Source organism: Microcoleus sp. Pol7_A1, from assembly GCF_036701085.1.
Lineage (GTDB): Bacteria > Cyanobacteriota > Cyanobacteriia > Cyanobacteriales > Microcoleaceae > Microcoleus > Microcoleus asticus.
In genome coordinates this window covers 149,207-170,122 of record NZ_JAUBQD010000002.1, presented here as the reverse complement: position 1 = coordinate 170,122, position 20,916 = coordinate 149,207, and the positions used below count along the sequence as shown (strand labels likewise).

Genomic DNA, 20,916 nt, shown 5'->3' with positions numbered 1-20,916 from the left:
ACATTTCTTCAAGTTGCTCTTTGGTAGCACGCTCTTGTATCAGATTAATCATCTTTGTCTGCGCTTTCGATAAACTACTTTTTAAGTTACGTTAACTGTGCTTGCCTCAAAAGCAATTGCTTGCCGAACAATACAACATTTTCCACTGGATTTAGGAACATCAAATTGATGCTTGATAAGTATCATTGTAGAATAAATTTAGTTATATTTAGCCACAACTCGGTAAATTACTGTCATATGCTAAATATTCTATCAAATAAAATGATGCACTTTCTATCTCCCAATCCACCCATTCTAATGGGTTTTCAAAAACACCTTCTAGTCCAAATAAGCTGACAGTTTTACCAACATTTGGAAAATCATCATCTATAACTGTTCTAGAGGTTTTTTCGAGAGGCTTGAAATCATGGGAGCCGGGAGGCTCTTCTACATATCCGGTTAATTGGCGTACCGATGTTTTGACTCCATCGAAAATTAGGTAAGATTTTGGCAGAAAAGTTATTTCATTTTGGGGATTAAGTGGATGATTTGGTAGCAAGCCGAGTTGACGGGTGGGAATGACAATTTTTGAATCGCGGATTAAAGGTCGATCTAAATTACAATTTGTGAAATAGAGTAGGTCAAAATGACTGCTAATTACAGTCATTGAATTTTGTCCAAAGTAATCGTTTTTATGCTCGCTAGCGGGATTTGTAAAGTGCGACCGCTTATAGGGTTTCCCTGAAAGATTTTATCTTGAATATAACATAAAAAAGGTTTTTTTACGTGCAGTTGGAGAGTTTTTGCTGCTGTCCTTTGCTGCCGCATCTGTTCCGATTTCAGGATTGTTAAGATTGCGATAATTGTCAGTTCGATTGACGGCGCGGATCTCTGGTTTACCCCAATTACTCCTGTTACTCATTACTCATCACTCATTATTTGGTCAAGATTGCGCTGCTTCAACTCGATCGAGTTTATTTTTTAAACCGCGATCGCGATCGCAGCTTTGAAAATTTTTGGCGATCGTGCAATGAAACCGCTAACTCCACAAGACATCCTCAAGCGTTACTCAAAACACCGGACAGGTATTGACAGCCCCGGCTCCTTTTACTCTCCTTTGGAAACGAAAGTAATGATGAGAGCTAATCCGCCCCTTAAGCGTGAAATATTAACAGCTATTCCAACTATTTTAACCGATAAAAATCAAAAACCTCCGTTGCAAGCTACACTTAAAACTCCTTACCAACTAATCGATACTGCTTTCAATCTTGAAACAGCCCTTCAACCATTCCAACAAGCAAAAATCATCGGTATAGACTGCGAAACGACAGGGCTTGACCCCTACAAAGCCAAAATTAGATTGTTACAACTTGCCATTCCTGACCATCCAGTAATCATTGTAGATTTATGGGCCATTGAACCGAGTTCCCTCGAACCATTACGCTTGCTCTTAGCGAGTCCTGCACTGAAGGTAGGTCACAACCTCAAATTTGAATGGCAAATGCTCGCTTTTGCCGGACTGGAACCATCCAAACCCTTTTTCGATACCTATTTGGCTTACCGAGTGCTGACGGCTGGACTAAAACGGCATCTGTCCCTAGAATCTGTCACTGAGAATTTGCTGAAAGTAAAGCTCGACAAAACGCAGCAACTTAGCGATTGGTCGGGAAATTTAACACTCACTCAACTGCAATATGCTGCTACCGATGCTGCAATTTTACTCCCGCTGGCTGCTGCTCTGCAACAAAAACTGAAAGCTTCTAAGCTTTGGAAAACTGCTTTACTAGAGTTTGCTTGTCTGCCTGCGGTGGCTTCTATGGAACTCAACGGAATGCTTTTAGATAGAGAACAGTGGAGAGTTTTGGGAGTCAAGCTCTGTCATCAACGCGACTCTCTTTTAAAACAAATTAATTCGCAACTCCATCGACCTAACCCTAATCAACAAATCTCTCTCCTGCCGGAATTTACGGATACAATTAATCCTCGCTCTCCCAAGCAAGTCTTAGCGGCTTTGCAAGAAAAAGGTATTCCTGTTACTTCCACTAGCTCTCAACATTTAATTCCTTTGCAAGGCGAGTATCCCGTTATTCAAGCACTGTTAGAATACCGCAGTTTATCGGCTCGTATCGATACTTTTACTCTGGGTTTACCTGAACGCATTCACCCGATTACAGGGCGCATTCATCCCAATTGGTTTCAGATTGGTGCTAGATCAGGACGGTTTAGTTGTCGAGAGCCAAATTTAACGAATATCCCCAGAGATAAAGAAACCCGACAGTGTTTTAAAGCTGCACTCGGTTACGTCCTGCTCAAAGCCGATTACAGCCAGATTGAACTGCGGATTATGGCGAAGGTTTCCGGCGATCTCACGATGGTGAAAGCCTACTCTCAAGGGGAAGATTTGCACTCTCTCACAGCTTCCTTGGTGCTAGCAAAACCTTTATCTAAAATTACTGTCGAAGACAGACAGCTCGGCAAAATTATTAACTTCGGTTTAATTTATGGCATGGGAGTTACGAAATTTAAGAATATGGCTCAAGCAGAGCATGGAGTCACTTTAACGCTGCAACAAGCTTCACACTTTCGCAAGAAGTTCTTTGAATCCTATACAGGTATCAAACAATTTCACGCCAAAGTTCGGAAGGCCTGGAGCCGAGGTATTCGAGAGAGTCGGACAGTCTTAGGCAGAAGGAGATTATGGTCAAAACATACTAAACCGCTGCTTAACGAAATGCTAAATAACCCAATTCAAGGGATGAGTGCCGACATTACTAAACTCGCTCTTGCTCTGCTTTTTAGGTCTCTGAGCCACACGGGTGCTAAACTGATTTGTGTGGTTCACGATGAAATTTTAATAGAGTGTCCTCTTGAACAAGTGAGACCAGTTAAAGCCTTGCTTAAAAAATGTATGGTGAGAGCAGGCAATAAGTTTCTTTCTCCGATTCCTTGCGAGGTAGAAATTAAGGTGATGGAAAGTTGGGGAGGGTAAGAGATTAACGGGGAAAGATTGGGGAGTGGGGAGGGGAGAAAACGAACCGATGCTATTGCGATTTATCATGCACTCAAGTTTTATCGTAAGCAGATGGCCGATACTCGAATAACTCTTGCTCTCCCGCCGCAAATTTAGACCCATCCCTCCCAGAAGCAGGCCGAGCAAAGGACGCTTTGTTGCGAATCCCCTGGATATCTTCAGAAGAACGCTCAGACGATAGCACAAACTGAGTTCTCTGATAACGCAGATCGGCCAATTCAATTTTACCAGGTCGCCCTTCACAATAAGCTCGCTGGGCACAGCGTTTAACTGCGATCGCAATTTCAGCACTCGTTGCTCCGGCATAATCAGATAGTAGCGAATACCACTGTCTGTCGCTCCAAAGATTCTCTTTTCCTTCCCCAAACTGCTCTGGGAAATACTTAGCTAAGTGCAAATTGAAAATCTCATAGCGAGCGCCGCTGTGTGGCAAATCCACAAACCAGATTCCGCCGTCGTCAAATCTGCGGATAAGTTCAGCCGGCAGCATTTCTAAGCGGTTAACAGTAGCTAACATTAACACGGGGCTCTCATGTTCCTGCATCCACGTGAGCAATTTCTGCGACAGCCGTCTAGCTACACCGCCATCAGCATTTGATTCCCAGCCAGAAAAACCCTTGTCAAAATCGTCAAAGAACAGCACGCAGCCGCCCAAATTATCGGCTGTATCCAGCATTTTGTTGAGAGCGCGATCGGGATTAGAGGAACCTAGAATATTGCCCCAACTTGCTGCTAAAAGCGCATAACCTAGCTTCTTAGCAGCTAGCTTTGCACTCAAACTTTTGCCCGTCCCCGGCGGCCCCCACAGCAGCATTCCTTTGGGAGGTCTGAGGTGATATTTCTTGGCATCAGCTTCTGATAGCTTTACGACTTCGCTCAAATAAGCGTCTAATAAATCTAAACCGCCAGCATGAGGCACGTCTGGAGAAGCAATGAACTCCAACCCCTGGTCTCGAAGTTGCGATATTTTATGCTCCAATACCAACTGTGCGATTTGGACAACTGAAGCGGTCATAGAGAGCGATCGATCTAACACTAATTCAATTTCAGCAGTTGGCAGCCCTAGACTCGAAACAGCCAGCCGTTTTTTAGCAGCTACCGCATCTGAACCAAAATCAAGGGAACAATTGCGATCGCAAAAATTATCTACAATAACTTCGACTTCAAAACGATCGGGTAACGGACATTTGAGTAGAGGAATTAATGGACTTAGCTTTGATGGCAATTGGATGTACTCGCCCAGCAGTACCCAATATTGGTTGGCCCAACGCCCTTTCAGCTCAAAGAATGCGTTAGCCAATTGAGAATAACGGCGGACAAGAGGCTGTTCGGTACTGTCTGACTCCAAAATGTCCTCTAACAAAAAGATACCGGGGCAGTCATTTTCCAGCAGAAATTGCAGGACATCACTCTCGACAGATAGCTCAGTTTTGCATAGGACGGATTCACTGTTATACGTTTCCGGAATATCTGAAACGCTTGTCAAGTCTGAATGACCACCTAATTTCGGGAGAGGTTTATCCAAACACCGCACCTGTTGAAGAGTTGCATAGCCTGGATTCCAATAATAAACAGGTAAACAACACTCACTGGCGTAATGATGAAATGATGACAATATTTTTTGGCGATCTGCACTGTAATATTCGAGGGCAAATATTGGAGTTTTAGGTACTCTTAAATTAGACCAAGTAGTGAAATTTTTCATGATTTCATACAACTAAAGAGAGGATGTTTAACCTAAAAAGTTAATTAACATAATTAAGATTTAGCTTCCTGCTAATGAGTGAACTTCTCCCCCCCAAGTGGAGGGGGTAATTGTGCCTAACGGCACTAATAAATTGATGTTAAGAAAGTTAAATTGTCAATCATGGTCACAGCTAAAAAACAAACCGCAGCCACTCCTATTCGCTCTCAGGCACCAGTGCCTGCTAAATCTAAACCGTCTGAAAAGCAGAACAGTCAAACAGTCGGCAGTAACAATGGAGCAAAATCAAAACCTCAATCTAATCTCAGCCCGGAGCAACTTGCTGGCGAGCTAGTCAAACAGATTCGGAATACAATTCATAAGAAGTACGGTGTGACAATTCAGCGTCGCGATAGCCGTATTTCGACAAAGGTTGGCCACGCAATTCGCGAAAAACTGGGATTGGATATTCAAGCTCAGTTGAATAAGCGCAACGGTAATGGCAATGGTAAAAAATTCGACTGGCAAGAGTGGAACAATACTGTGTTTCCCAAGCTAGTTGGCCGGCCCGAGGAACTCAAGTATGGTGTCGAAGTTGTTGCCTTAGCGATGAGCCAACTTTACGATACAATTGCTGACAACCCGCAAGCTGCCATTGCCGATTTAATGGAGTTCAATGCTCAAAGCTTAAAGCGTCGCAACGAGTTAGCTAAATCCTCTGAAGAAGATACTGAAGAACTCGATGAGGACGACGAACTCGATGATGAAGATGATGAAATTGATGACATACTCGATGAAATTGATGAGGATGACGATGACTCCGAAGGCGATGAGGATGAGGATGAGGATGATGACGATGAGGAGGATGATTTTAGTTTAGACGAAGACGAAGAATTTGAGGAAGACGACGAATAATTGCTAAAGTTTGATTAGAAAGCTCTGCTGAAAAAGGAGAGCATTTTTTTGCCTCTATCGAGGCCTTTTCCACGAATCGCGATTCATTTAATAAGGGGAGGGGGAGGGGGAAGGGGAAGGAACGGAAAGGGTTGAAAAACGTGGGATAAGGGTAGAAAAACTTTAGTAAAATCGCGTTATTACTAAAAAAATTCTCCTTCCCCTTCCCCCTTCCCCTTCCCCTTCATTTCAGGGTAATGATTGTCGCCACCGTCCGAATCAGGACGCTCTGGGAAGCAGACCCAACAAATTCACAATCAAGGAAATTTTGACCTTGGTTGTGAATTTAATTTTACCCACTCACCCACCCACTAATTTTTTTGAATTAATTGTAATTAGCCGACTGCCGTCGCTTTAGTTGTGAAAAAAAACACGCTTGAGGGTTAATCATGGCTAATCGCAAATCCGCTCCAACTCCGATGCAAAAGCAATTTGCAGAAACTCTTGAAGAACAGCGCTTCGAGATGTTTTTGCACGTTGCCCGCGAGTTAACGGGACGTGCCAAACAACGACAGTTGCAGAAAGGTAAAGCTCTTGACTGGGAAGCGTTCAATACTTGGTTTAACAAGCAATATGAAGGCTACTCGGCTGACGAGATGCTTGAAGAAATCTTGAGCAACGTTTACTGGCTTTCATCTGAGCAAGCAGTGATTGACTTGCACTTCCGTTATATCGAATCGGCAGTCAAAGCTTCTCATAAGAAAAAGGCAACTGACGATAATGAAGAGATTGATGATTTTATCAAGTAATCAATGACGACCCCCGATAAAGGGGATAAAATCCTGCTTGGAGCAGGATTTGTTTTGCCCGCCCACCCACCGCACCAGTTCCGTTTGCGATACTTGCGCTCGCATTCTCAGAAGGCTTTAGTAAGGTTTTGATATTAAACGCGAGCGCGTTTGAGAGATGTTCCACTTGCAAATAAATTATAATCATGTACGAACATATTCAGCATTTTCTCACCCTCACAATTGAAACTGTAGTAATTTTTGGTTACGGTGGCTTAATTGTTCACTATATCGCTACGCTGTTAGCATCGAAGCGAATGAATCCTTCTGAAAAACTCTCAGCAGAACTTGCCCCAGATTTTGTGCCTCTTCTCAATGAAATTGCTTTCTTTCCTGCTGTTGCCGAAGGTGCAGCAACTCCAGAACCCACAGAAGAACAGCGCCTCACCTCTTCTCGACAAGTTAAAGCCGAATTTGCTTCTAATATTCAACTCGATACCGACACATTAAATCTACCCTTAATTCAAGTCGATAGCCTCACTCTTCGACAATGCCGCACCGTTATTCGAGCGCTCAATTCCACTCTCCCACGAAGTGAGCATATTCGCCTGAAACTCAACAAAAAAGATGTGCCAGCAGATTCGTTAAAATTTCAAATCAAGAAGCAGTTTGAGCATCGACCGCAGCAAGTTGTCTCCCTAATTGAGCAAATTTTTAGAGCGAGTTAGCACGCTCGGGGAATCAACAAGTTAATTATTGCTTTCTATCAATAAAACTTTTGATAACGAGTTGATAGAAAGTTTTTTGAGTGGAACCCTCCTTTTCCTGACCAAGCTATTAGTTACTTTCTTCAGGGCCAAGGGGAATCAAATCAGACCCTTGCCAATCTGTTTGCTCAACTCATTGAAACTCGATCCCCGTTCACTTGCGATCGCACGAATTCTCTCCATCCTACCGACGTTACCTGGATATACAGCGTATTCCAGGTTTATGAAGGACACCCACCTATCGATCTATCCCCGCCGTAGGGACACGGGGCCCGGTCGTTGTCCCTACTTCATAAACCTGGAATACGCTGTAAGCTAGATAGCAGCATATCTGCCTGCCGCGAAGATTTGTTGCGCTGTTAATTGCAAGTCGGGAAAGATTGAGGAAATAAGCAGATCTTCATTTTGAAACAACTGTTTTTGATACTCGTCTTCTCGCAGCGTACAAACAGTAACTGTCGGTTGTTTGGGTTTGCCAATATATTCTCTGCCACCAATGCCCAAATAGTCAACAATCCAATACTCAGGCACTCCTAGTATGGCGTAATCTTCAACTTTGCGGGCGTAATCGTTCTGCCAGTTGGTACTAACAACTTCAGCAATCAGTTTAATAGAAGAACCTGATGTAATTACAGGTTCTTGTTGCCACAAAGGTTCATTAATTAGTCGAGTTTGGTCTAATACAAGCACATCGGGGCGAAAGGCTGTTGCTGTTCCTAATAGTTTGATGAGACAGCGAGGAGGGATAAGGTAGGGTAAATCCAGGTGGTCAATTTCTACATTTAGTTTTCGTCCCAAAAACCCGGAGACTTGTTCGTGGGGCCCTGTTGGTTCCATTTCGGTTAATTCACCATCAATCAGTTCGTAGCAATCGCTGTCGCCGTAGTTAGTAATAAATTCATCAACACTTATAAGTTTTGGAGGTGATTGAACCATTGTGTTTGTTCCTCATCCGACGGCAATGTACGTCTTTATTCAAAGCCTCCCCATACCTGAAAGATTGGCTGTGGGTTGTTTGCGACTTTGTTCCTCGGCGTCAGTCAAAGTAATCTTGCGCCTGCCAATCTGTTCGATCAACTCGCTCAAACTCAATCCGCGCTCTCTAGCAATAGCGCGAAAACCTTCCCACCCCGCAGATGTTACCTGAATGTTCCTTTGCTTTTTTGGCTCCTCATATCGAGGTTCGCCTCCGCCTAACTTTAAATTAGCTAGAGAGTTGGGGTGGAGCTGCGTTCCTTTGCTTGGGGGCATTTTGCAACATTATCCTTTCGACTTTTTTCTTTATTATCCCACATTACGAGCAGATTTCCGTGGTACTATAGGTAATATGGAATCAACCTATACGAGTCAACTTCTTCAATCTGGTGTCTGGCTTTGGGGCTGGCAAGTCAGGGGTTGACTTATCTCAGGAGGCACTAGGAAATGCACCCAACTCAGGAGACACCGGGCAGCGAGCAACGTCAACCTTTAGTAGTTTTGCTCGGCTCAACCCGAAAGCATCACCACACTGTTGCAGACTCCCTGCGGATTGACCCAGATTTCCAAACGCTCATCCCTCCTTTGAGTGCGAGCGAGTTTGCTACCTTAGAAGCCAGCATTCAAGAGAAAGGGTGTCGGGATCCTTTGGTGGTTTGGGCGGAGGAAAAAATTCTCATCGACGGTCACAACCGCTATGCTATTTGTACGGCGCACGGCATCCCCTACCAAACTGTAGAGATGTCTTTCGATAGCCCTAACACCGTCAAAGTTTGGATGCTCCTCAATCAACTCGGCCGCCGCAATCTCACGTCTGAGTCAGTCAGCTATTTGCGCGGCACTTGGTACGAGCTCACCAAACAGTCCCGCGGCGGAGACAGAAAATCAAGTGGTCATTTTGACCACTTGAAAACAGAGACAAAGTTGGGGGCACAGTTCAAGGCATCCCCAAAAACAATTCGCAGAGACGCTCAGTTTGCTAAAGCAGTAGACACCCTGAGTTCTATTGGAGGAGAGGATATGAAGTGGAAAATACTGAATCGCTCTGCGGGGATGACCAAGAAGCAGGTCATCGCTTTGGCGATTGATGCTCGCAGCCGTCCGGCTAAGGTTGCCAAAACTTTACAGGGGCGCGACCAAAAAGTAAAGCCTGAAGGTGAACCTACCATCGCTCATCACCTGACGCTCAAAATTGGTTCCTTAGTAGAAGTGTATGCGCCCGATCGCGAAGATGTTAACGGCAGGTTAGGCCGCATTCAGTCAGTGGGCGAGAAAACCGCCACTGTGTGGATGCGACACATCCCCACCGTTACTATGCAGTCATACACCTTCAAGCACTCGGCTCTCACTGCTGTACCGCTAGACAATCAACCCGGACTTCAAGAAATTTGCGATCGCACTGACCGACTTCACAAATTAGGAAATCTCGATCCGTTTGAAGTCGAAATTCTGAACTTGTTAGAAAGAACAACGGCTCTTACTCCCACCGAATTGCAGTATTTAGAACTGATTGAGAACAGACACAAGCTTGATTGAGTGCCTCACAACTATTCTTCCTTTTGAGAACAGCAATAGCTTCGGAAAAATTCGTTGATTTAGTTGACAATTCAAACACAGATTCAATCAATTTTTGTTGAGCTGCTAATTGTCGCAGTGAATAACAAGCGATCGCTCGCACTCGCTCGGGAGACTTGCTAGCATTTTTAGCAGCAAACGGCCCCCAGAAAGCACTCAGCACAATCTTAATCTGTTCCGATATTGGGTATGTTTGACTCAAACAGTAATTCCAAACCATCTTATCGAATGGGTCGTCTAGTGCAACTAAAACGCCCGATATTTGCGACTGCACTTGCTTCTGATTTTTGTCAGGTAACGGCTGATTGTTCAAATTGGCTATCATAGATTTCTTTTGTTAAGCTAGCTTATTTACATCCCATTCTCGATTTTAGTATTTGTCATCAAGGAACAAACTTTCGTTCTTGAGGGGAGCGAATCCACAAAGTACAAAATCCTTTTTGTGCAGGTTTACCCTCTACTGTCAGTGTCACCCCCAATCGATTGATCTCAGTTTCACACAATTTTTTGCCACCTTTCTCGCTCAACAAAGCTTGATTCCAGTTCATAAATTGGCGAGCATATTTCCCTTCATTGCTTGTTGCCCACTGAATTGTATCGGCGTTCTTGCGGGCAAACTGACCCTCTTTGCTCAGCCCCCATTCGAGCGCTACGGCTTGTTCTAAAGTGAGCTGGCGCGGCCCTTTTGGGTCGAGTTCAGGCGCTGGAATAAACCGGGGTAGCGCTAACCCGATAAAAGCGCCGATCGCCATCGCCCCTAACACTACCCCGCTCCCAAAAATTACCGACCAAATATCGTGAGCAACTTTCTCTAAAGCTGCTTGTCGCACTAGAGTGTAAACTGAGTTGGAAATGTGGCGATGTTGCACCTTAACAGCCGCTTTTCCCTGCCGTTCTAAAAACTCCCTGCTTTCTTTTTCCCAATTCTCAGTAAGCTGGCGAACTTGTTCCAATTCTTGAGAGATGACAGCTTGAGAATCTTTCAAATCACCTTGCCATTTAGATTGCCAATTCTTGAAAAACTGGTCAATCTCTTGCGGTTTTTTTTCTAACAGCAGTTCGAGTTGACCTGTAGCCAGCAATACGATAAAAAGTGGGTCATTTTTATTGAGACCGTATCGGTAAGCTGTCTGAATGACGTGAGAGCGAAATTTGGAGTCTTTGCTCTTAAGTACCTGGCTGATTAGTGACTCAGTATTTCTCTCGTACATGGGAGGGGCAGATAAAGGATCTCTGTTCAGAGCTTCTCTTTCCCTCGAATCATCGTCTATGAGTTCCCAAAACTCCTCTTCATTTAGCTTACTCCCATCTGATTTCAACTTTTCTTCTACTGCATCTTCTGGGAATGTATCTGGAGAATCGGGCAAACTTTGCGAATTTTCAGCGGATTGTATGGAATTATTTTTGGTATTATTAAGTCTGCCCTGTTCCCTTGGCGTTTCCAATATCTCGCCAAACTCTTCAGAGTCAACGGAGGAAAGTTCTTCTAAAAGTCGATCGGACATTTAACCTCCTACCTAATCAAAATCCTAATCTTTATGCGGTTTTGCATCGCGCCTTCTAGAGTCTAATAGGCTTGGGATAAGAACAATCTGACTTCCTTTCACAAGTCTCTATATCCCAAAAATTAGTGAAATAAAATTCGTCTGAAAGCACTAACCTAAGCGTATTGTTTTATAGTCTGAATTCACATTTTTTCCCTCCCATAACGAGTGCATTACACATCGACTGTAAAATTTACATTCCTGGACGTAAAATCGGTTTAGACACTACCTGTAGTAAGATGCGTTTCGGCACACCCAGCCCGTTCAGGAGTGGTGAAGAAGTTTTTGAAACCCTGGAAATCTCGTAGGGGGCGATCGCTCAATCTTCTTCTTTTCAGAATTTAAACGCAATAAACAACGTTTATTGCTAATATCCAACGCCTGGGATAACACAACTGCGTTGATTGCACTCAGCCAGCGGGCTGGTTTCGGCACACCCTATTAGTAGAGTCTGTGCGTAAGCCTTAATTTAGATTATTAAAAGCTTACGATACCTTTTTTACAAATTACAGCCTCTTGAGACTTTACAACCTGTTGCTTATTTTGTTACTCATTTCGTTGCTCATTTTCTGTCTGCATTTCCTCATTTTTTTTTCGTTCATAGGGAGCGATTATTTCTTTTTTATTGCGATTGGGTGCATTGTTAAACAAACCTACATCTTCTATCAGACGGAAACAGTCTTCCAGAAAAGTATGCAATCGCTGCTGACTAATCAAGAAAAATTCAGAGTGTTTCATTGCTTGAGAAAATGACAATCGCTTCGTATCAATAAACTTGCGCTCTCTCGCACTCAGAGCCGGCAAATCTACGACAGGAATTCGGTAATTATTAATGAGCTTGTTCATTTCCTTATGGTTTTGTACGTGCGACCAATCTTTGCAAACTCCAAAATTGCGGACAAAAATGTGATTGAGCTGACCTTCAAAGTAGTTGAAAGAGTCAATAAACATTTCAATGCTGTCCGTCGTGCCACCGCAAATAAACCACTTGCATACATCAACTCCTGACTGCTCTTTAAAATCTGGAGAAGTTAAATTAGCTTCGTCAATCCATTTGTTGATAATGCCGTAAACCCGAGCTGGTAAATTGACAATCACAGGAGTTTCTACTGCTGTTTCAAAAATAATATCGATATCGAAAAACTTCTCTTCATCTTCAACTAAAGCTACGATTTTTGCATTGTGTTCAGGATAGCGCTGCTGCACGTCAGGATTTTGAAAATCGCCATCAATTAACGTGTACAGCAGTTCATACTTCTGATTGAATTCAACCAGAATCCGAGTTAGCATCGACTTGCCAACGCCACCTTTCTCGCCGTCAACCAAGTGAATCATGTTAGTCATTTCATTCCTCCTTGCTGGATGTCGATGTCTATTCAAGACTTAATAATTTTTAACTAAAGCTAGGCCCGACCATTGCCGGATCGAAACCAGCTAAGTTAAATGCGCTGTTTTCAAACTCAACTTCTCCCGCAAATTGCTCTGGTTCTTTTTCTTCGGGCAAACTTGCTGGATTTGAACTCTCAGGGGCAGTTAATTCCGTAGCACTAGATGCACCTGGATTCGATAAGTGAGGGAAAGTAGCTAAAGGAATTAAACCCGAAGAAATACCAGGGGCAATTGCTCCTAAATCGGTACAGTTAAATCCCGCATCTCGGCAAACTTCATCTATCTGCCTGAGCAAAAAATTAATGCTTTCTCGCCTCAAATACTCTAACTCTGTACTAGAATGACTACCGCTATTGCGTAAAGCTGCTAACAGCCACCGCGCTTTGATTAGAGGTAAAATCGTTTCCTGGAAACTAAAAAAAGGATGATTTTGCAGGTAAGATAGCAAGATAGCATCTTCGGAATCTGGCAAAACTTGACAGCGCCAGCAAAATTCCTTGTAACGTTTTCTAGGCATAATTCCTCACCTTCTTTCCAGCACCTCGGTAGGGCCCTCCCAATAAGAGAGCTGCATCTAAGTTTGCTTCTGATTCCTCTAATGAAGGTTCTGTATTCGACGACGACTCATCACTCAATTTATTAGAATCATCTAAGCAGCTATCTTTGATACTTGAATCAGTCTTTTGTTGAGCGCAAACTTCACTGTTTTGTTCAGTAATATTTTCAGTGTTTTGTTCAGTAGGTTCCTCAAATTTTTGTTCAGCGGGTTCTTCAAATTTTTGTTCAGTAATATCTTCAGTCTTTTGTGCAGTAGATTCCTCAAATTTTTGTTCAGTAGATTCCTCGGATTTAGCGTGAGTAAATTGCTCAACTTTTAATTTAGTAGGTTGCTCGGATTTTGGGTGAGTAGGTTGTTCAGATTTTGGGTGAGTAGGTTGTTCAGATTTTGGCTTGGTAGATTGTTCAGCACATTCTTTTACACTCTGTAGATCGGTTGGAGGGAGTGGAGCATCTCCTGAAGTGGAAGTTGTATCTTCTGCCCTCTGAGAAGTTGCCGCAACAGACCTTTGCCTCAGTACCTCAAACTGAGATTTGAAGTAAGAAAATAGTCCGTAAACATCAGCTATGCGGCAACCTAAACCATCAGGATCGAGCGTTTTTGGCACTGTTATACCTGCGTGCCAAGATAGCGAATAATGAGAAAACTGATTTCGCAGTTCTGGCTTCATATATTCAGAAGTACCCCCGCAAAATACAATTTCATCTAAATCGGGCGGCAGCACTTCATTAATCCAATGAGATAGCATTCGAGCGTAGTCGAAGCGAGACAGCTTGACTGCTTCAATCAATTGGTCAACTTCTCGATCTTTAGCTGTTTCCTCTCGATTCCGAGCAATTCGGTAAAAGTAAGGGCGGTTGTAGCTTACGCCCGCTTGAGCGATTGATAAAGCCAAACGGGAAGCATCGTAGTTAGAGGTTCGCTCTTGAACTAGATCCACCAACCTTACCATTCCTAAGTCTGAAGTTTTGCCCTTACCGACAGCACCGCGTGCCGAAACTATTACCGAAGCATTGCGAAATCCTAGCATAACAAAGGCAGTTACCCGCTGCTTGAAGGCTGAACCTAAATTACTGTTGTGGATCAAAGCAATGCCGCCACCTTCTTGCAAAGCTTGGGTTTTGTCCAGGGTGATAGAGAGCTTGCCGGTGGGTGTTTCAAATGAAGCAGAGTATTGACTTAATAGCTCAAAAAATTGCTTGGAGTCATTAAATTCGCCTGGGGGCAAGAAAACGGAGATCGCAGCGCTAAATTGATTGCCTAAATCTAACTTCCGCGACACTACCCACAAAGCTGCTAGAGCTTTGTACAAAGCGCTACTGTACTTCAGTCCCGCTAAACCGATGTGAGCATTGAATTGCGATGCTGCCAAGTAGCCAACGGCTCGGCATTCATTACCAATTGCCACCCAAGCAATATTTTCGGGAGATGCTGATGCGAGGTTGGGTTGTGTGAAACAATTGGCTATGTCTTGGCTCACTGGCCCTACCTGCGATTCCATTACAAAGGAGTTTGCTTTACTGCCTGCTTGCGAGCTTTGGCAGAAAACTCTAGTAGATAAGCCGCCAAAATCTATAGCCAGAATTGCATCTGGTATTGAGGATTTTTTCTTCATAAACGCTGGCTTTTATTACGTTATAAAATGATAGTATTGGCTTCAGTTTAAGTCTGACCTCACCAAATCCGGTGGTTTTGGATAATTAAAATAACCCCCTCCAAATGGCGGGGACAGACTGCCTTTCAAGGAAAACATCTCGGTTTGTGTCGGTTGCCTTGCGCTTCCTACAAATAGCAACTATGTCAAGGTTGCGCTAATATGAAAGGCCAAAGATTGATTTTGATAACTATCCTGTATTCGTTTAAGTCAAGCTGAGCGGGGAGTTCTGGAGCTTCAAAGAAATAAATTGGGTACGGTAATCTTCGGGCAGCTTGATTTGATGTTTCCGCTCGAAACTTTGCAACTCGGCTTCCGCAAGCGTTTGCCTCAGTTTGTATTGGTGAGAATCTGCGCGTGTTCCGTGCAGATTTTTATCTTCTTGCTGCAAGGGTTGAAGCAGTTCTGCTAATTCTTTAATATTCTTTGATATTTTCAATTGCCGATTCCAGAGAGCAATCCATCATATCCCAGTCAATGCCATCATCGGGGAACAGCGATAATTGCCCGGGTGATACGTTGGATTGCCCGCGGTTGTGATAGGAAAGATGGCAGGCAGTACAAAGCGCGACTAAGTTTTCGAGGCGGTTGTCCTCCGGTATTCTGTTGCGGTGGTGCACGGTTAAAGTTAAAGCACACCGTTCAGATTTGGTTAAGCCGCTTTGTTTGCCGGGTCGGAGGCATTGTTGATTGCATTTAGTACAGCGCCAAAGAGCGCTTTCTTTCACGGAGAGCGCAATCTCTTGCCAGTTGTTGGGATACCTCTTTGGTTTAGGCATAGCGGTAAAAGCTCATCTTTTCAAAATATGTCGATCGCTCTGTTAAGTAAATTCAATTCAAAATTATCAGCAACCAATCAACTTCAACGCTGTCTTGAGTCTCCCACAGTAATTCTGGCAATAAGCGAAAATCTTCAACTGTGGGCTTATACTCGCAAGCTACTTCCCATGCTTGGGTTAAAGTAGCCCATTGTTCGGGAGTCTCAGGTTTTTGGCGCACCAGGGTGAGGAAATTGCTTGTCGTGCGGGCGGATGCTGCATTCACTTCAAACCTGACCAGTTGTAGTTCAAATAATGGATCGCTGCTGTTGGCTAGGATGTCGGCGTAGTCTGTGTCTAGCAAATCGATTGGTTCGAGCGGCGTGTGAGCCATTTAATCAATTAGTGACAACTGTTGATTATCAATCATTTTCAACTCTTCTTTGATGGTTCCACAGCAATTCTACAATTTGTTGAAAATCTTCAAGTTCGGGTTCGCACCCGTAACCTGCTTCCCAAGCCTTGGTTAGAGCAGCCCACTGTTCGGGAGTATGGAGTTTTTGCCGCACCAGGGCGAGGAAATTGCTTGTCCTGCGGGCGGATGCCGGGTCAATCCCCAGCCTGAGCAGTTGCAGTTCTAACGCGGGATAGCTGCTGCTGGCAAGGATGTTCGCGTACTCGGTGTCCAGTAAATTTAGTTTTTCGAGGGGTGGGTCGGTCATTTGTCAGGCTTTAATATCGGGGATGGTTTCTCTATTCCATCACAACATCCACTCGATCGCGATCGCTAAGCTACTCTGCATCTTGCCAGCCTTCTAAACCTGCTATAAAGATATTGATCAAGGGATGATCTACCAGCTCTTTTAAGGCTTCAGTACCGCCTGCTTTTAGAGATCCAATTACCCGTGCTTTGAAGGTTGGATTGCTCTCAATTTGCTTGAGGGCTTCTTTTACAACTGCCTCCCTTTCTAGAGGCGTAGTCGTGGGATAATTCTGCTCCAGTTGCTGTAGAAGTTGCTGAATCTCTGCTGCGGCTTCTGCCAGGTTTTGCTTTGGCTCGGGCGTGTAATTGGTTATGTTGCCACCTATCTGATGAGCGTGAACCGTCTCAGCATCTACAATACCTCCAGCAATCTGAGGATTGTGTAAGTTCCAATTAGAGTGTTTTTTTGATCCTTGTGACATAGTATCTCCATTGTTATGATATGTTTCGGCGTAAAGGCTAGGACTTTTTAGCGCTGTTATTATCATAGATTCTAAACTTTGAATCCGGGAATCTTTTTCTTTTAAAATTATTTTAATTTCCTCTGGTAAAGCTTTGATATTATTGTAGGTCACCAAGTAGTCGGCACTAAGTTTGGAATGGTCTGCGTCTGGAGCTGTTTTGGCCTCCAGTAAAAGCTTATCGGTACCCCGTTCATTCATTTTTACACTTTCTAACTCAGCACCAGGATGTTTTTCTGCTAACTGCTCAAACGAAATGGCAATAGCACGAGGGTCAACGTCATTTTTAGGAATTTCAATTTGCAGTTTTTCGGCTCTTGGCTCTGTTATACTTTCAGGACAGGACACCACAATGGCATCAACAACACCTGGAAGTTGTTTAAGTTCTTTTGTGAGCTTATTATGTATATCTAGTCGGCTAAACCCATCCCAAAGAAAAACCACTATACTGCTATAAGCTGAACCTTCACCAAGATACAAGTATGAGTCAGCAGAAATCTGCTGAATAACGCTTTGATGATTGTTGCTGGAGTCCATAACTTTTACGCAAATGATTAGTCTCAAGCACGGTATTTCTAAAACTGTTCGCAAATGTCCTTGTCCGCCGACATAGGAAGTGTTATCTATTTCCCTACAATCAGGAAAGATGGAAGCTAGCAAAAAATAGAGTAAGTTTTGAACCTGCTCCTCATTATTGACATACCCTTTTCGAGCTTGGTTTTCTCCAGGATGTAGTTTCTCTTTCCCTATCGACTTTTGCAGCGCCCCAGGTACACGATTTAAAATTATGCAAACATCTTCTATCGACGGTTGGCTGAGATTAACTGCTAGAGAAGTACGTTGGATTGAATCAAAAGCTACGAGCCGAAGTGCTGCACAAGCCGGATGAATAGCAGCACCAGCTTCAAGCTTCATCAGCGATAGAGTTTCCATCTGCTCTTGATTATTGGAACCTGGGTCAGGGGGGAGCAATCCTTTAACACGCAGGGCAAGGCGTACATCTGAAACTGTGTTTGCATTTGGAAGGGATAAGGTAGGGATTGAACTTACTACTTGTTGAGTAGCAATGAGCAGGCATTTTTGCCAGTCACTTAACCGATTTTGGAAGCTTTGACTGATAAACCTCTCCATCCAGCAAACAACTTTGTTTTGGATTGAATCTTCACCAATCAACTGAGCCCCAAGAGCGATTCCCAAAAGAGCAACGATGTCAGTACAAAAGTCCATCGGCCCACCGTCGATGAATGGCTCACGTCCGGCGACCCACGTTAATCCTTTCTTGAGTACCTCCCATTGGAAGGGCTGAAGTATGCCAGTTGAGGCGGCAAATCCGAGAATAGCAACATCCCGATAGCTCCGCTGTGCTCCTGTGCGTTCTCCAGCAGCATGGGCTGCTTTTTGAAGCTGTAGACCAATGTCCAGATATGGAAGAAGCCACGCTGCAAATGCTTCATCAACGTTCCCTCGTCCAACTAAGTTTTTCAGCTCTCGCAAAAGAGCTTTTCTTGCGTCGGTAAACAGAAGTTCGTCTGGAGCAGTCATAGAAACCATCTCGTTTCACCGATTCGTCCTAACATTGCATTGGGATTCCAACGTGAGACCGTACCTAGTTGTCCTAGCATCTTGGCGATTAACTCTGAGTACATGATAGTAACTGGCATTGGTGATGGGAAAAAGCTTCGCCATGAATGGCACGAAAACGTAAACACTTGTCGGGTGAGGTATGTTGTGTCTTGGAATGAAGACTGACGATGAAGGCGAAGTAGAACTGGAGAAGGAATTCCATCCTCTACCCTTTTCAGCTCTTTCGCTCCAGTTAGTGAAAGCAAAACTTCAGATCTGGAAAGTCGCAAAAATCCGCCCCGTACAGGAGCAAAGACACCCTTAATAGAGTTAGTAGAGTAATCTTGTATCCCCTTCTGTAATGCGTCAAATAGGATGTAAGGATGTTCTTTAATGATGTGAATAAAAGCATACTCTACATCATAATCACCTAATTCCCCCATAAGTTTTTTTACTGCTTCCGCTTCAGAATTTTTGAGGGGCTTAAACGCATGGAATATTAGCCGTATATGCTCCCCTGCCTGCCAGTTCATCGAACGCTTGATTTTACCGATTGTGTCGCGCAACGACTGGAGCAGAGCATCCTGATAATCTGTAAAGGGAACTGCTTGTGAAAGGTTTGAGAGTCTATAGTTGCCATCTCCCGAAAAGACTGTAGTAATACCGACAACCTGCTCTCGATGCCCCAAACGCCCTTCACTGACATAAGCACTACCGAGACCAAAAACTAATTCATGAGCAATGGTAGGATTAGCTTTAATCAACCACGGAATTCCGCCCAGCTTGGCGTAAGTAGCAAGTCCCATAGTGTTGAGAACATAGCAAAGATTTCGATCTGGAACATCAACAGTCTCGATCTGAAACTCCTGAACAGGAATCTGTTCCGCAAGAAAAGCAGCTTTGGTGGTCAAATAAGGATTGTTATCTCCGTATAGTTGATGAAATGCCTCATCGATCTGAACCAACGCCAAATCCCACTTAAAGTTTTTCCTTGTTTGGTGGGCGAGAGCTTGCCTAACCGCTCGATTATACGCTTCTGCTGTGTTGTCCTCAGTAAGGAAAAACTCAGGTTCAGCCCCATCAAGGGCGTACTTGTGGATAAACCCTTTGGCAAAAGGTTGTCTCTTCAGTTTTGGTACGGTAACACCGTTAAAAAACTTGTAAAGGAATTGCTCGACACGCCCCTTGCGCGTCTGTTGACAGATAACGCATATGCGGGGAGTTGAAGGGGTAAAGGTCTGTGCCGTGTAGGGGCCATAATCATTTAGCCCGCCATCGTTCCATGCAGAAGTTTTCTCGCCCGTTGGATCTAAAACGTAAATGGCTGAACGTGCGATGTGGACGGCCGGAAAATTTTGCGGATTTGCTTCTGTGAGGAAAGGCTCAAGGGTAAACGTTGCACCTGGGACAAATTCAATCGGGTGGTTAGCGAAGTATTGAATAATAGTTTGCAACTTTTCTAGTCGAGCTGGGCCGCTTCTAAATGTCGCAATCTCATTGTCAAGTGCTTGCTTTATATGAGGTGTTTTCTTGCCAAATAAATGCACAAGACAAAGGTTAAAAGCTTCGTGTCGCGGCTCAAGAAATACTTCGCTCGCGGCAACAGTGCAAGTCCCCGAACGGGAGTCTGTAAGGGTTAACTGTCCATTCTCAATCGACTGTACGCGCCCCAAGAGCTTTAAGCGCGGAGCCATACGGCTATCCCTTGATAGAATCAACTGACTCACATAGAGTCCAGTAAGGGAAAAGCCTTCTCTTACCAAGGCGTCACAAGGTTGTTCGATCCATTTGGTGGTTCTGGCGTTCAGAGCCAGCCCTAAAGACAGTGACTGATTATCGAAGTTCACCGTCCGAATGGCTGCCGTGTATAGTGGTTTTACCGATAGCCAGGTTGGGAGTTGGGTGTCAGGAGGGAGAACTTTTGCTAGAAAATTATCTTGCGCCTGGTCAGAAATAAACTCTATGGGATCGTACCCAAGAATTCTTCGCCCTAGTCTGTGCAAATAGTTAAGTAGTGCGGCACGAATCAAAGCTGCACACAGATAAAGGTTCTTGGAGAGTGGAATAGTTATGGATTCTTCACCCAGAACTTCACCAGATGAAACAATTGAAACACAAAGAATCTGATTCTTGTTATCTCTATGGAAAACGTGAGTATTGCCATGTTTTTCACGGAGAGCGTCTAGCTGCTCTTTGCTCTGATACTGATAAATACCGACACAAATCTCCACATCTTCAAATTTGATTGGAGAAAAGTTAAGGGTAAGCTGCCTGTTCGCATTGGCAGTTCTGGGGACGTTGCTAAAGTTAGAGTTTGTCATAATCAATACCTAGAGGCTGTCCCGATATCCGTAGACGGCTAATTTAGAGGTGACCTTAAAAAACTGTTGCGCCCAATGGCGTATAAATGTCAGAGCTTCGTTCAGAGCCGTAACTAATTTTTTAGCTATTAAATCATCAAAAGATGTCTTCTTAGAATTTTACGAAAAATTCCAGCCTAATGACTGCACCAACCCCGAAGATAGAGATAAG

21 protein-coding genes are annotated in these 20,916 nt (G+C 43.9%); 5 read left to right on the top strand and 16 right to left on the bottom strand.

The annotated features are described in order from the left end of the window. Positions 1-208: 208 nt before the first annotated feature. Complete coding sequence (locus QUA20_RS02280) at positions 209-646, bottom strand: hypothetical protein (RefSeq protein WP_333185040.1); 438 nt, start codon at positions 644-646, stop codon at positions 209-211. A gap of 84 nt (positions 647-730) precedes the next feature. Next, positions 731-901 carry a hypothetical protein gene (locus tag QUA20_RS02275; protein ID WP_333185038.1) on the bottom strand — a complete coding sequence of 57 codons (171 nt, stop codon included), beginning with the start codon at positions 899-901 and terminating at the stop codon, positions 731-733. A gap of 108 nt (positions 902-1,009) precedes the next feature. On the opposite strand from QUA20_RS02275, the gene QUA20_RS02270 reads away from it, so the two are divergent. Then, positions 1,010-2,968, top strand: coding sequence for a bifunctional 3'-5' exonuclease/DNA polymerase (locus tag QUA20_RS02270; RefSeq protein ID WP_333185036.1), 1,959 nt, complete (start codon positions 1,010-1,012; stop codon positions 2,966-2,968). Positions 2,969-3,041: 73 nt separating this feature from the next. Here QUA20_RS02270 and QUA20_RS02265 read toward each other — a convergent pair whose 3' ends face one another. Then, positions 3,042-4,715: an ATP-binding protein gene (locus QUA20_RS02265; protein WP_333185034.1), complete on the bottom strand. Its 1,674-nt coding sequence runs from the start codon at positions 4,713-4,715 to the stop codon at positions 3,042-3,044. Between the two features lie 162 nt (positions 4,716-4,877). Between QUA20_RS02265 and QUA20_RS02260 the strand changes: the two genes are divergently transcribed. The 3 genes from QUA20_RS02260 (at position 4,878) to QUA20_RS02250 (ending at position 7,104) form a co-directional block, all read left to right on the top strand. Next, positions 4,878-5,609 carry a hypothetical protein gene (locus QUA20_RS02260; RefSeq protein ID WP_333185032.1) on the top strand — a complete coding sequence of 244 codons (732 nt, stop codon included), beginning with the start codon at positions 4,878-4,880 and terminating at the stop codon, positions 5,607-5,609. A 428-nt stretch (positions 5,610-6,037) separates the two neighbouring features. Next, positions 6,038-6,397 (top strand): hypothetical protein, encoded by a 360-nt coding sequence (locus QUA20_RS02255; protein WP_194060967.1) that lies wholly within the window; start codon positions 6,038-6,040, stop codon positions 6,395-6,397. Between the two features lie 185 nt (positions 6,398-6,582). Next, entirely contained in the window at positions 6,583-7,104 is a 522-nt protein-coding gene (locus QUA20_RS02250) for a hypothetical protein (protein ID WP_333185030.1), read from the top strand. A gap of 354 nt (positions 7,105-7,458) precedes the next feature. Here the strand turns inward: QUA20_RS02250 and QUA20_RS02245 are convergent, their stop codons facing one another. Both QUA20_RS02245 and QUA20_RS02240 read right to left on the bottom strand, forming a co-directional pair. Beyond that, complete coding sequence (locus QUA20_RS02245; protein WP_333185029.1) at positions 7,459-8,079, bottom strand: Uma2 family endonuclease; 621 nt, start codon at positions 8,077-8,079, stop codon at positions 7,459-7,461. Positions 8,080-8,118: 39 nt separating this feature from the next. Next, positions 8,119-8,394 carry a hypothetical protein gene (locus QUA20_RS02240; RefSeq protein ID WP_333058078.1) on the bottom strand — a complete coding sequence of 92 codons (276 nt, stop codon included), beginning with the start codon at positions 8,392-8,394 and terminating at the stop codon, positions 8,119-8,121. A gap of 171 nt (positions 8,395-8,565) precedes the next feature. Here QUA20_RS02240 and QUA20_RS02235 point away from each other — a divergent pair, with 171 nt between their 5' ends. Next, complete coding sequence (locus QUA20_RS02235; protein ID WP_333185027.1) at positions 8,566-9,654, top strand: hypothetical protein; 1,089 nt, start codon at positions 8,566-8,568, stop codon at positions 9,652-9,654. Here QUA20_RS02235 and QUA20_RS02230 read toward each other — a convergent pair. The 11 genes from QUA20_RS02230 to QUA20_RS02180 all read right to left on the bottom strand — a co-directional run bounded on the left by QUA20_RS02230 (position 9,596) and on the right by QUA20_RS02180 (position 20,705). Continuing rightward, the gene (locus tag QUA20_RS02230; RefSeq protein ID WP_333185026.1) at positions 9,596-10,018 is read right to left on the bottom strand and encodes a hypothetical protein; all 423 of its coding nucleotides are present in this window, start codon (positions 10,016-10,018) and stop codon (positions 9,596-9,598) included. The two genes, QUA20_RS02235 and QUA20_RS02230, sit on opposite strands and share 59 nt — an antisense overlap. Before the next feature lie 58 nt (positions 10,019-10,076). After that, positions 10,077-11,198: a DUF6753 family protein gene (locus QUA20_RS02225; protein WP_333185024.1), complete on the bottom strand. Its 1,122-nt coding sequence runs from the start codon at positions 11,196-11,198 to the stop codon at positions 10,077-10,079. Positions 11,199-11,783: 585 nt separating this feature from the next. After that, positions 11,784-12,581 (bottom strand): mobilization protein MobD-like protein, encoded by a 798-nt coding sequence (locus QUA20_RS02220; RefSeq protein ID WP_333185022.1) that lies wholly within the window; start codon positions 12,579-12,581, stop codon positions 11,784-11,786. Positions 12,582-12,630: 49 nt separating this feature from the next. Beyond that, positions 12,631-13,143, bottom strand: a complete 513-nt coding sequence (locus QUA20_RS02215; protein ID WP_333185020.1) for a hypothetical protein — start codon at positions 13,141-13,143, stop codon at positions 12,631-12,633. Further along, positions 13,136-14,800 (bottom strand): hypothetical protein, encoded by a 1,665-nt coding sequence (locus QUA20_RS02210; protein ID WP_333185018.1) that lies wholly within the window; start codon positions 14,798-14,800, stop codon positions 13,136-13,138. Before QUA20_RS02210 ends, QUA20_RS02215 begins: the two co-directional genes overlap by 8 nt. A 244-nt stretch (positions 14,801-15,044) precedes the next feature. Beyond that, positions 15,045-15,278 carry a hypothetical protein gene (locus QUA20_RS02205; RefSeq protein ID WP_333185016.1) on the bottom strand — a complete coding sequence of 78 codons (234 nt, stop codon included), beginning with the start codon at positions 15,276-15,278 and terminating at the stop codon, positions 15,045-15,047. After that, positions 15,256-15,618 (bottom strand): HNH endonuclease, encoded by a 363-nt coding sequence (locus QUA20_RS02200; RefSeq protein ID WP_333185015.1) that lies wholly within the window; start codon positions 15,616-15,618, stop codon positions 15,256-15,258. Before QUA20_RS02200 ends, QUA20_RS02205 begins: the two co-directional genes overlap by 23 nt. Positions 15,619-15,670: 52 nt before the next feature. After that, the gene (locus QUA20_RS02195) at positions 15,671-15,991 is read right to left on the bottom strand and encodes a hypothetical protein (RefSeq protein WP_333185013.1); all 321 of its coding nucleotides are present in this window, start codon (positions 15,989-15,991) and stop codon (positions 15,671-15,673) included. A gap of 28 nt (positions 15,992-16,019) precedes the next feature. Continuing rightward, the gene (locus QUA20_RS02190) at positions 16,020-16,319 is read right to left on the bottom strand and encodes a hypothetical protein (protein WP_333185011.1); all 300 of its coding nucleotides are present in this window, start codon (positions 16,317-16,319) and stop codon (positions 16,020-16,022) included. 70 nt (positions 16,320-16,389) lie between these two features. After that, complete coding sequence (locus tag QUA20_RS02185) at positions 16,390-18,363, bottom strand: PD-(D/E)XK nuclease domain-containing protein (protein WP_333185009.1); 1,974 nt, start codon at positions 18,361-18,363, stop codon at positions 16,390-16,392. Continuing rightward, positions 18,360-20,705: a Piwi domain-containing protein gene (locus tag QUA20_RS02180; RefSeq protein WP_333185008.1), complete on the bottom strand. Its 2,346-nt coding sequence runs from the start codon at positions 20,703-20,705 to the stop codon at positions 18,360-18,362. The genes QUA20_RS02185 and QUA20_RS02180 overlap by 4 nt, the downstream gene beginning before the upstream one ends. Positions 20,706-20,916: the final 211 nt, after the last annotated feature.

Bases quoted from the DNA above. Each gene is read 5' to 3' on its own strand.
- QUA20_RS02280 (WP_333185040.1), bottom strand. From the start codon at position 646: ATGACTGTAATTAGCAGTCATTTTGACCTACTCTATTTCACAAATTGT.
- QUA20_RS02275 (WP_333185038.1), bottom strand. From the start codon at position 901: ATGAGTAACAGGAGTAATTGGGGTAAACCAGAGATCCGCGCCGTCAAT.
- QUA20_RS02270 (WP_333185036.1), top strand. From the start codon at position 1,010: ATGAAACCGCTAACTCCACAAGACATCCTCAAGCGTTACTCAAAACAC.
- QUA20_RS02265 (WP_333185034.1), bottom strand. From the start codon at position 4,715: ATGAAAAATTTCACTACTTGGTCTAATTTAAGAGTACCTAAAACTCCA.
- QUA20_RS02260 (WP_333185032.1), top strand. From the start codon at position 4,878: ATGGTCACAGCTAAAAAACAAACCGCAGCCACTCCTATTCGCTCTCAG.
- QUA20_RS02255 (WP_194060967.1), top strand. From the start codon at position 6,038: ATGGCTAATCGCAAATCCGCTCCAACTCCGATGCAAAAGCAATTTGCA.
- QUA20_RS02250 (WP_333185030.1), top strand. From the start codon at position 6,583: ATGTACGAACATATTCAGCATTTTCTCACCCTCACAATTGAAACTGTA.
- QUA20_RS02245 (WP_333185029.1), bottom strand. From the start codon at position 8,079: ATGGTTCAATCACCTCCAAAACTTATAAGTGTTGATGAATTTATTACT.
- QUA20_RS02240 (WP_333058078.1), bottom strand. From the start codon at position 8,394: ATGCCCCCAAGCAAAGGAACGCAGCTCCACCCCAACTCTCTAGCTAAT.
- QUA20_RS02235 (WP_333185027.1), top strand. From the start codon at position 8,566: ATGCACCCAACTCAGGAGACACCGGGCAGCGAGCAACGTCAACCTTTA.
- QUA20_RS02230 (WP_333185026.1), bottom strand. From the start codon at position 10,018: ATGATAGCCAATTTGAACAATCAGCCGTTACCTGACAAAAATCAGAAG.
- QUA20_RS02225 (WP_333185024.1), bottom strand. From the start codon at position 11,198: ATGTCCGATCGACTTTTAGAAGAACTTTCCTCCGTTGACTCTGAAGAG.
- QUA20_RS02220 (WP_333185022.1), bottom strand. From the start codon at position 12,581: ATGACTAACATGATTCACTTGGTTGACGGCGAGAAAGGTGGCGTTGGC.
- QUA20_RS02215 (WP_333185020.1), bottom strand. From the start codon at position 13,143: ATGCCTAGAAAACGTTACAAGGAATTTTGCTGGCGCTGTCAAGTTTTG.
- QUA20_RS02210 (WP_333185018.1), bottom strand. From the start codon at position 14,800: ATGAAGAAAAAATCCTCAATACCAGATGCAATTCTGGCTATAGATTTT.
- QUA20_RS02200 (WP_333185015.1), bottom strand. From the start codon at position 15,618: ATGCCTAAACCAAAGAGGTATCCCAACAACTGGCAAGAGATTGCGCTC.
- QUA20_RS02195 (WP_333185013.1), bottom strand. From the start codon at position 15,991: ATGGCTCACACGCCGCTCGAACCAATCGATTTGCTAGACACAGACTAC.
- QUA20_RS02190 (WP_333185011.1), bottom strand. From the start codon at position 16,319: ATGACCGACCCACCCCTCGAAAAACTAAATTTACTGGACACCGAGTAC.
- QUA20_RS02185 (WP_333185009.1), bottom strand. From the start codon at position 18,363: ATGACTGCTCCAGACGAACTTCTGTTTACCGACGCAAGAAAAGCTCTT.
- QUA20_RS02180 (WP_333185008.1), bottom strand. From the start codon at position 20,705: ATGACAAACTCTAACTTTAGCAACGTCCCCAGAACTGCCAATGCGAAC.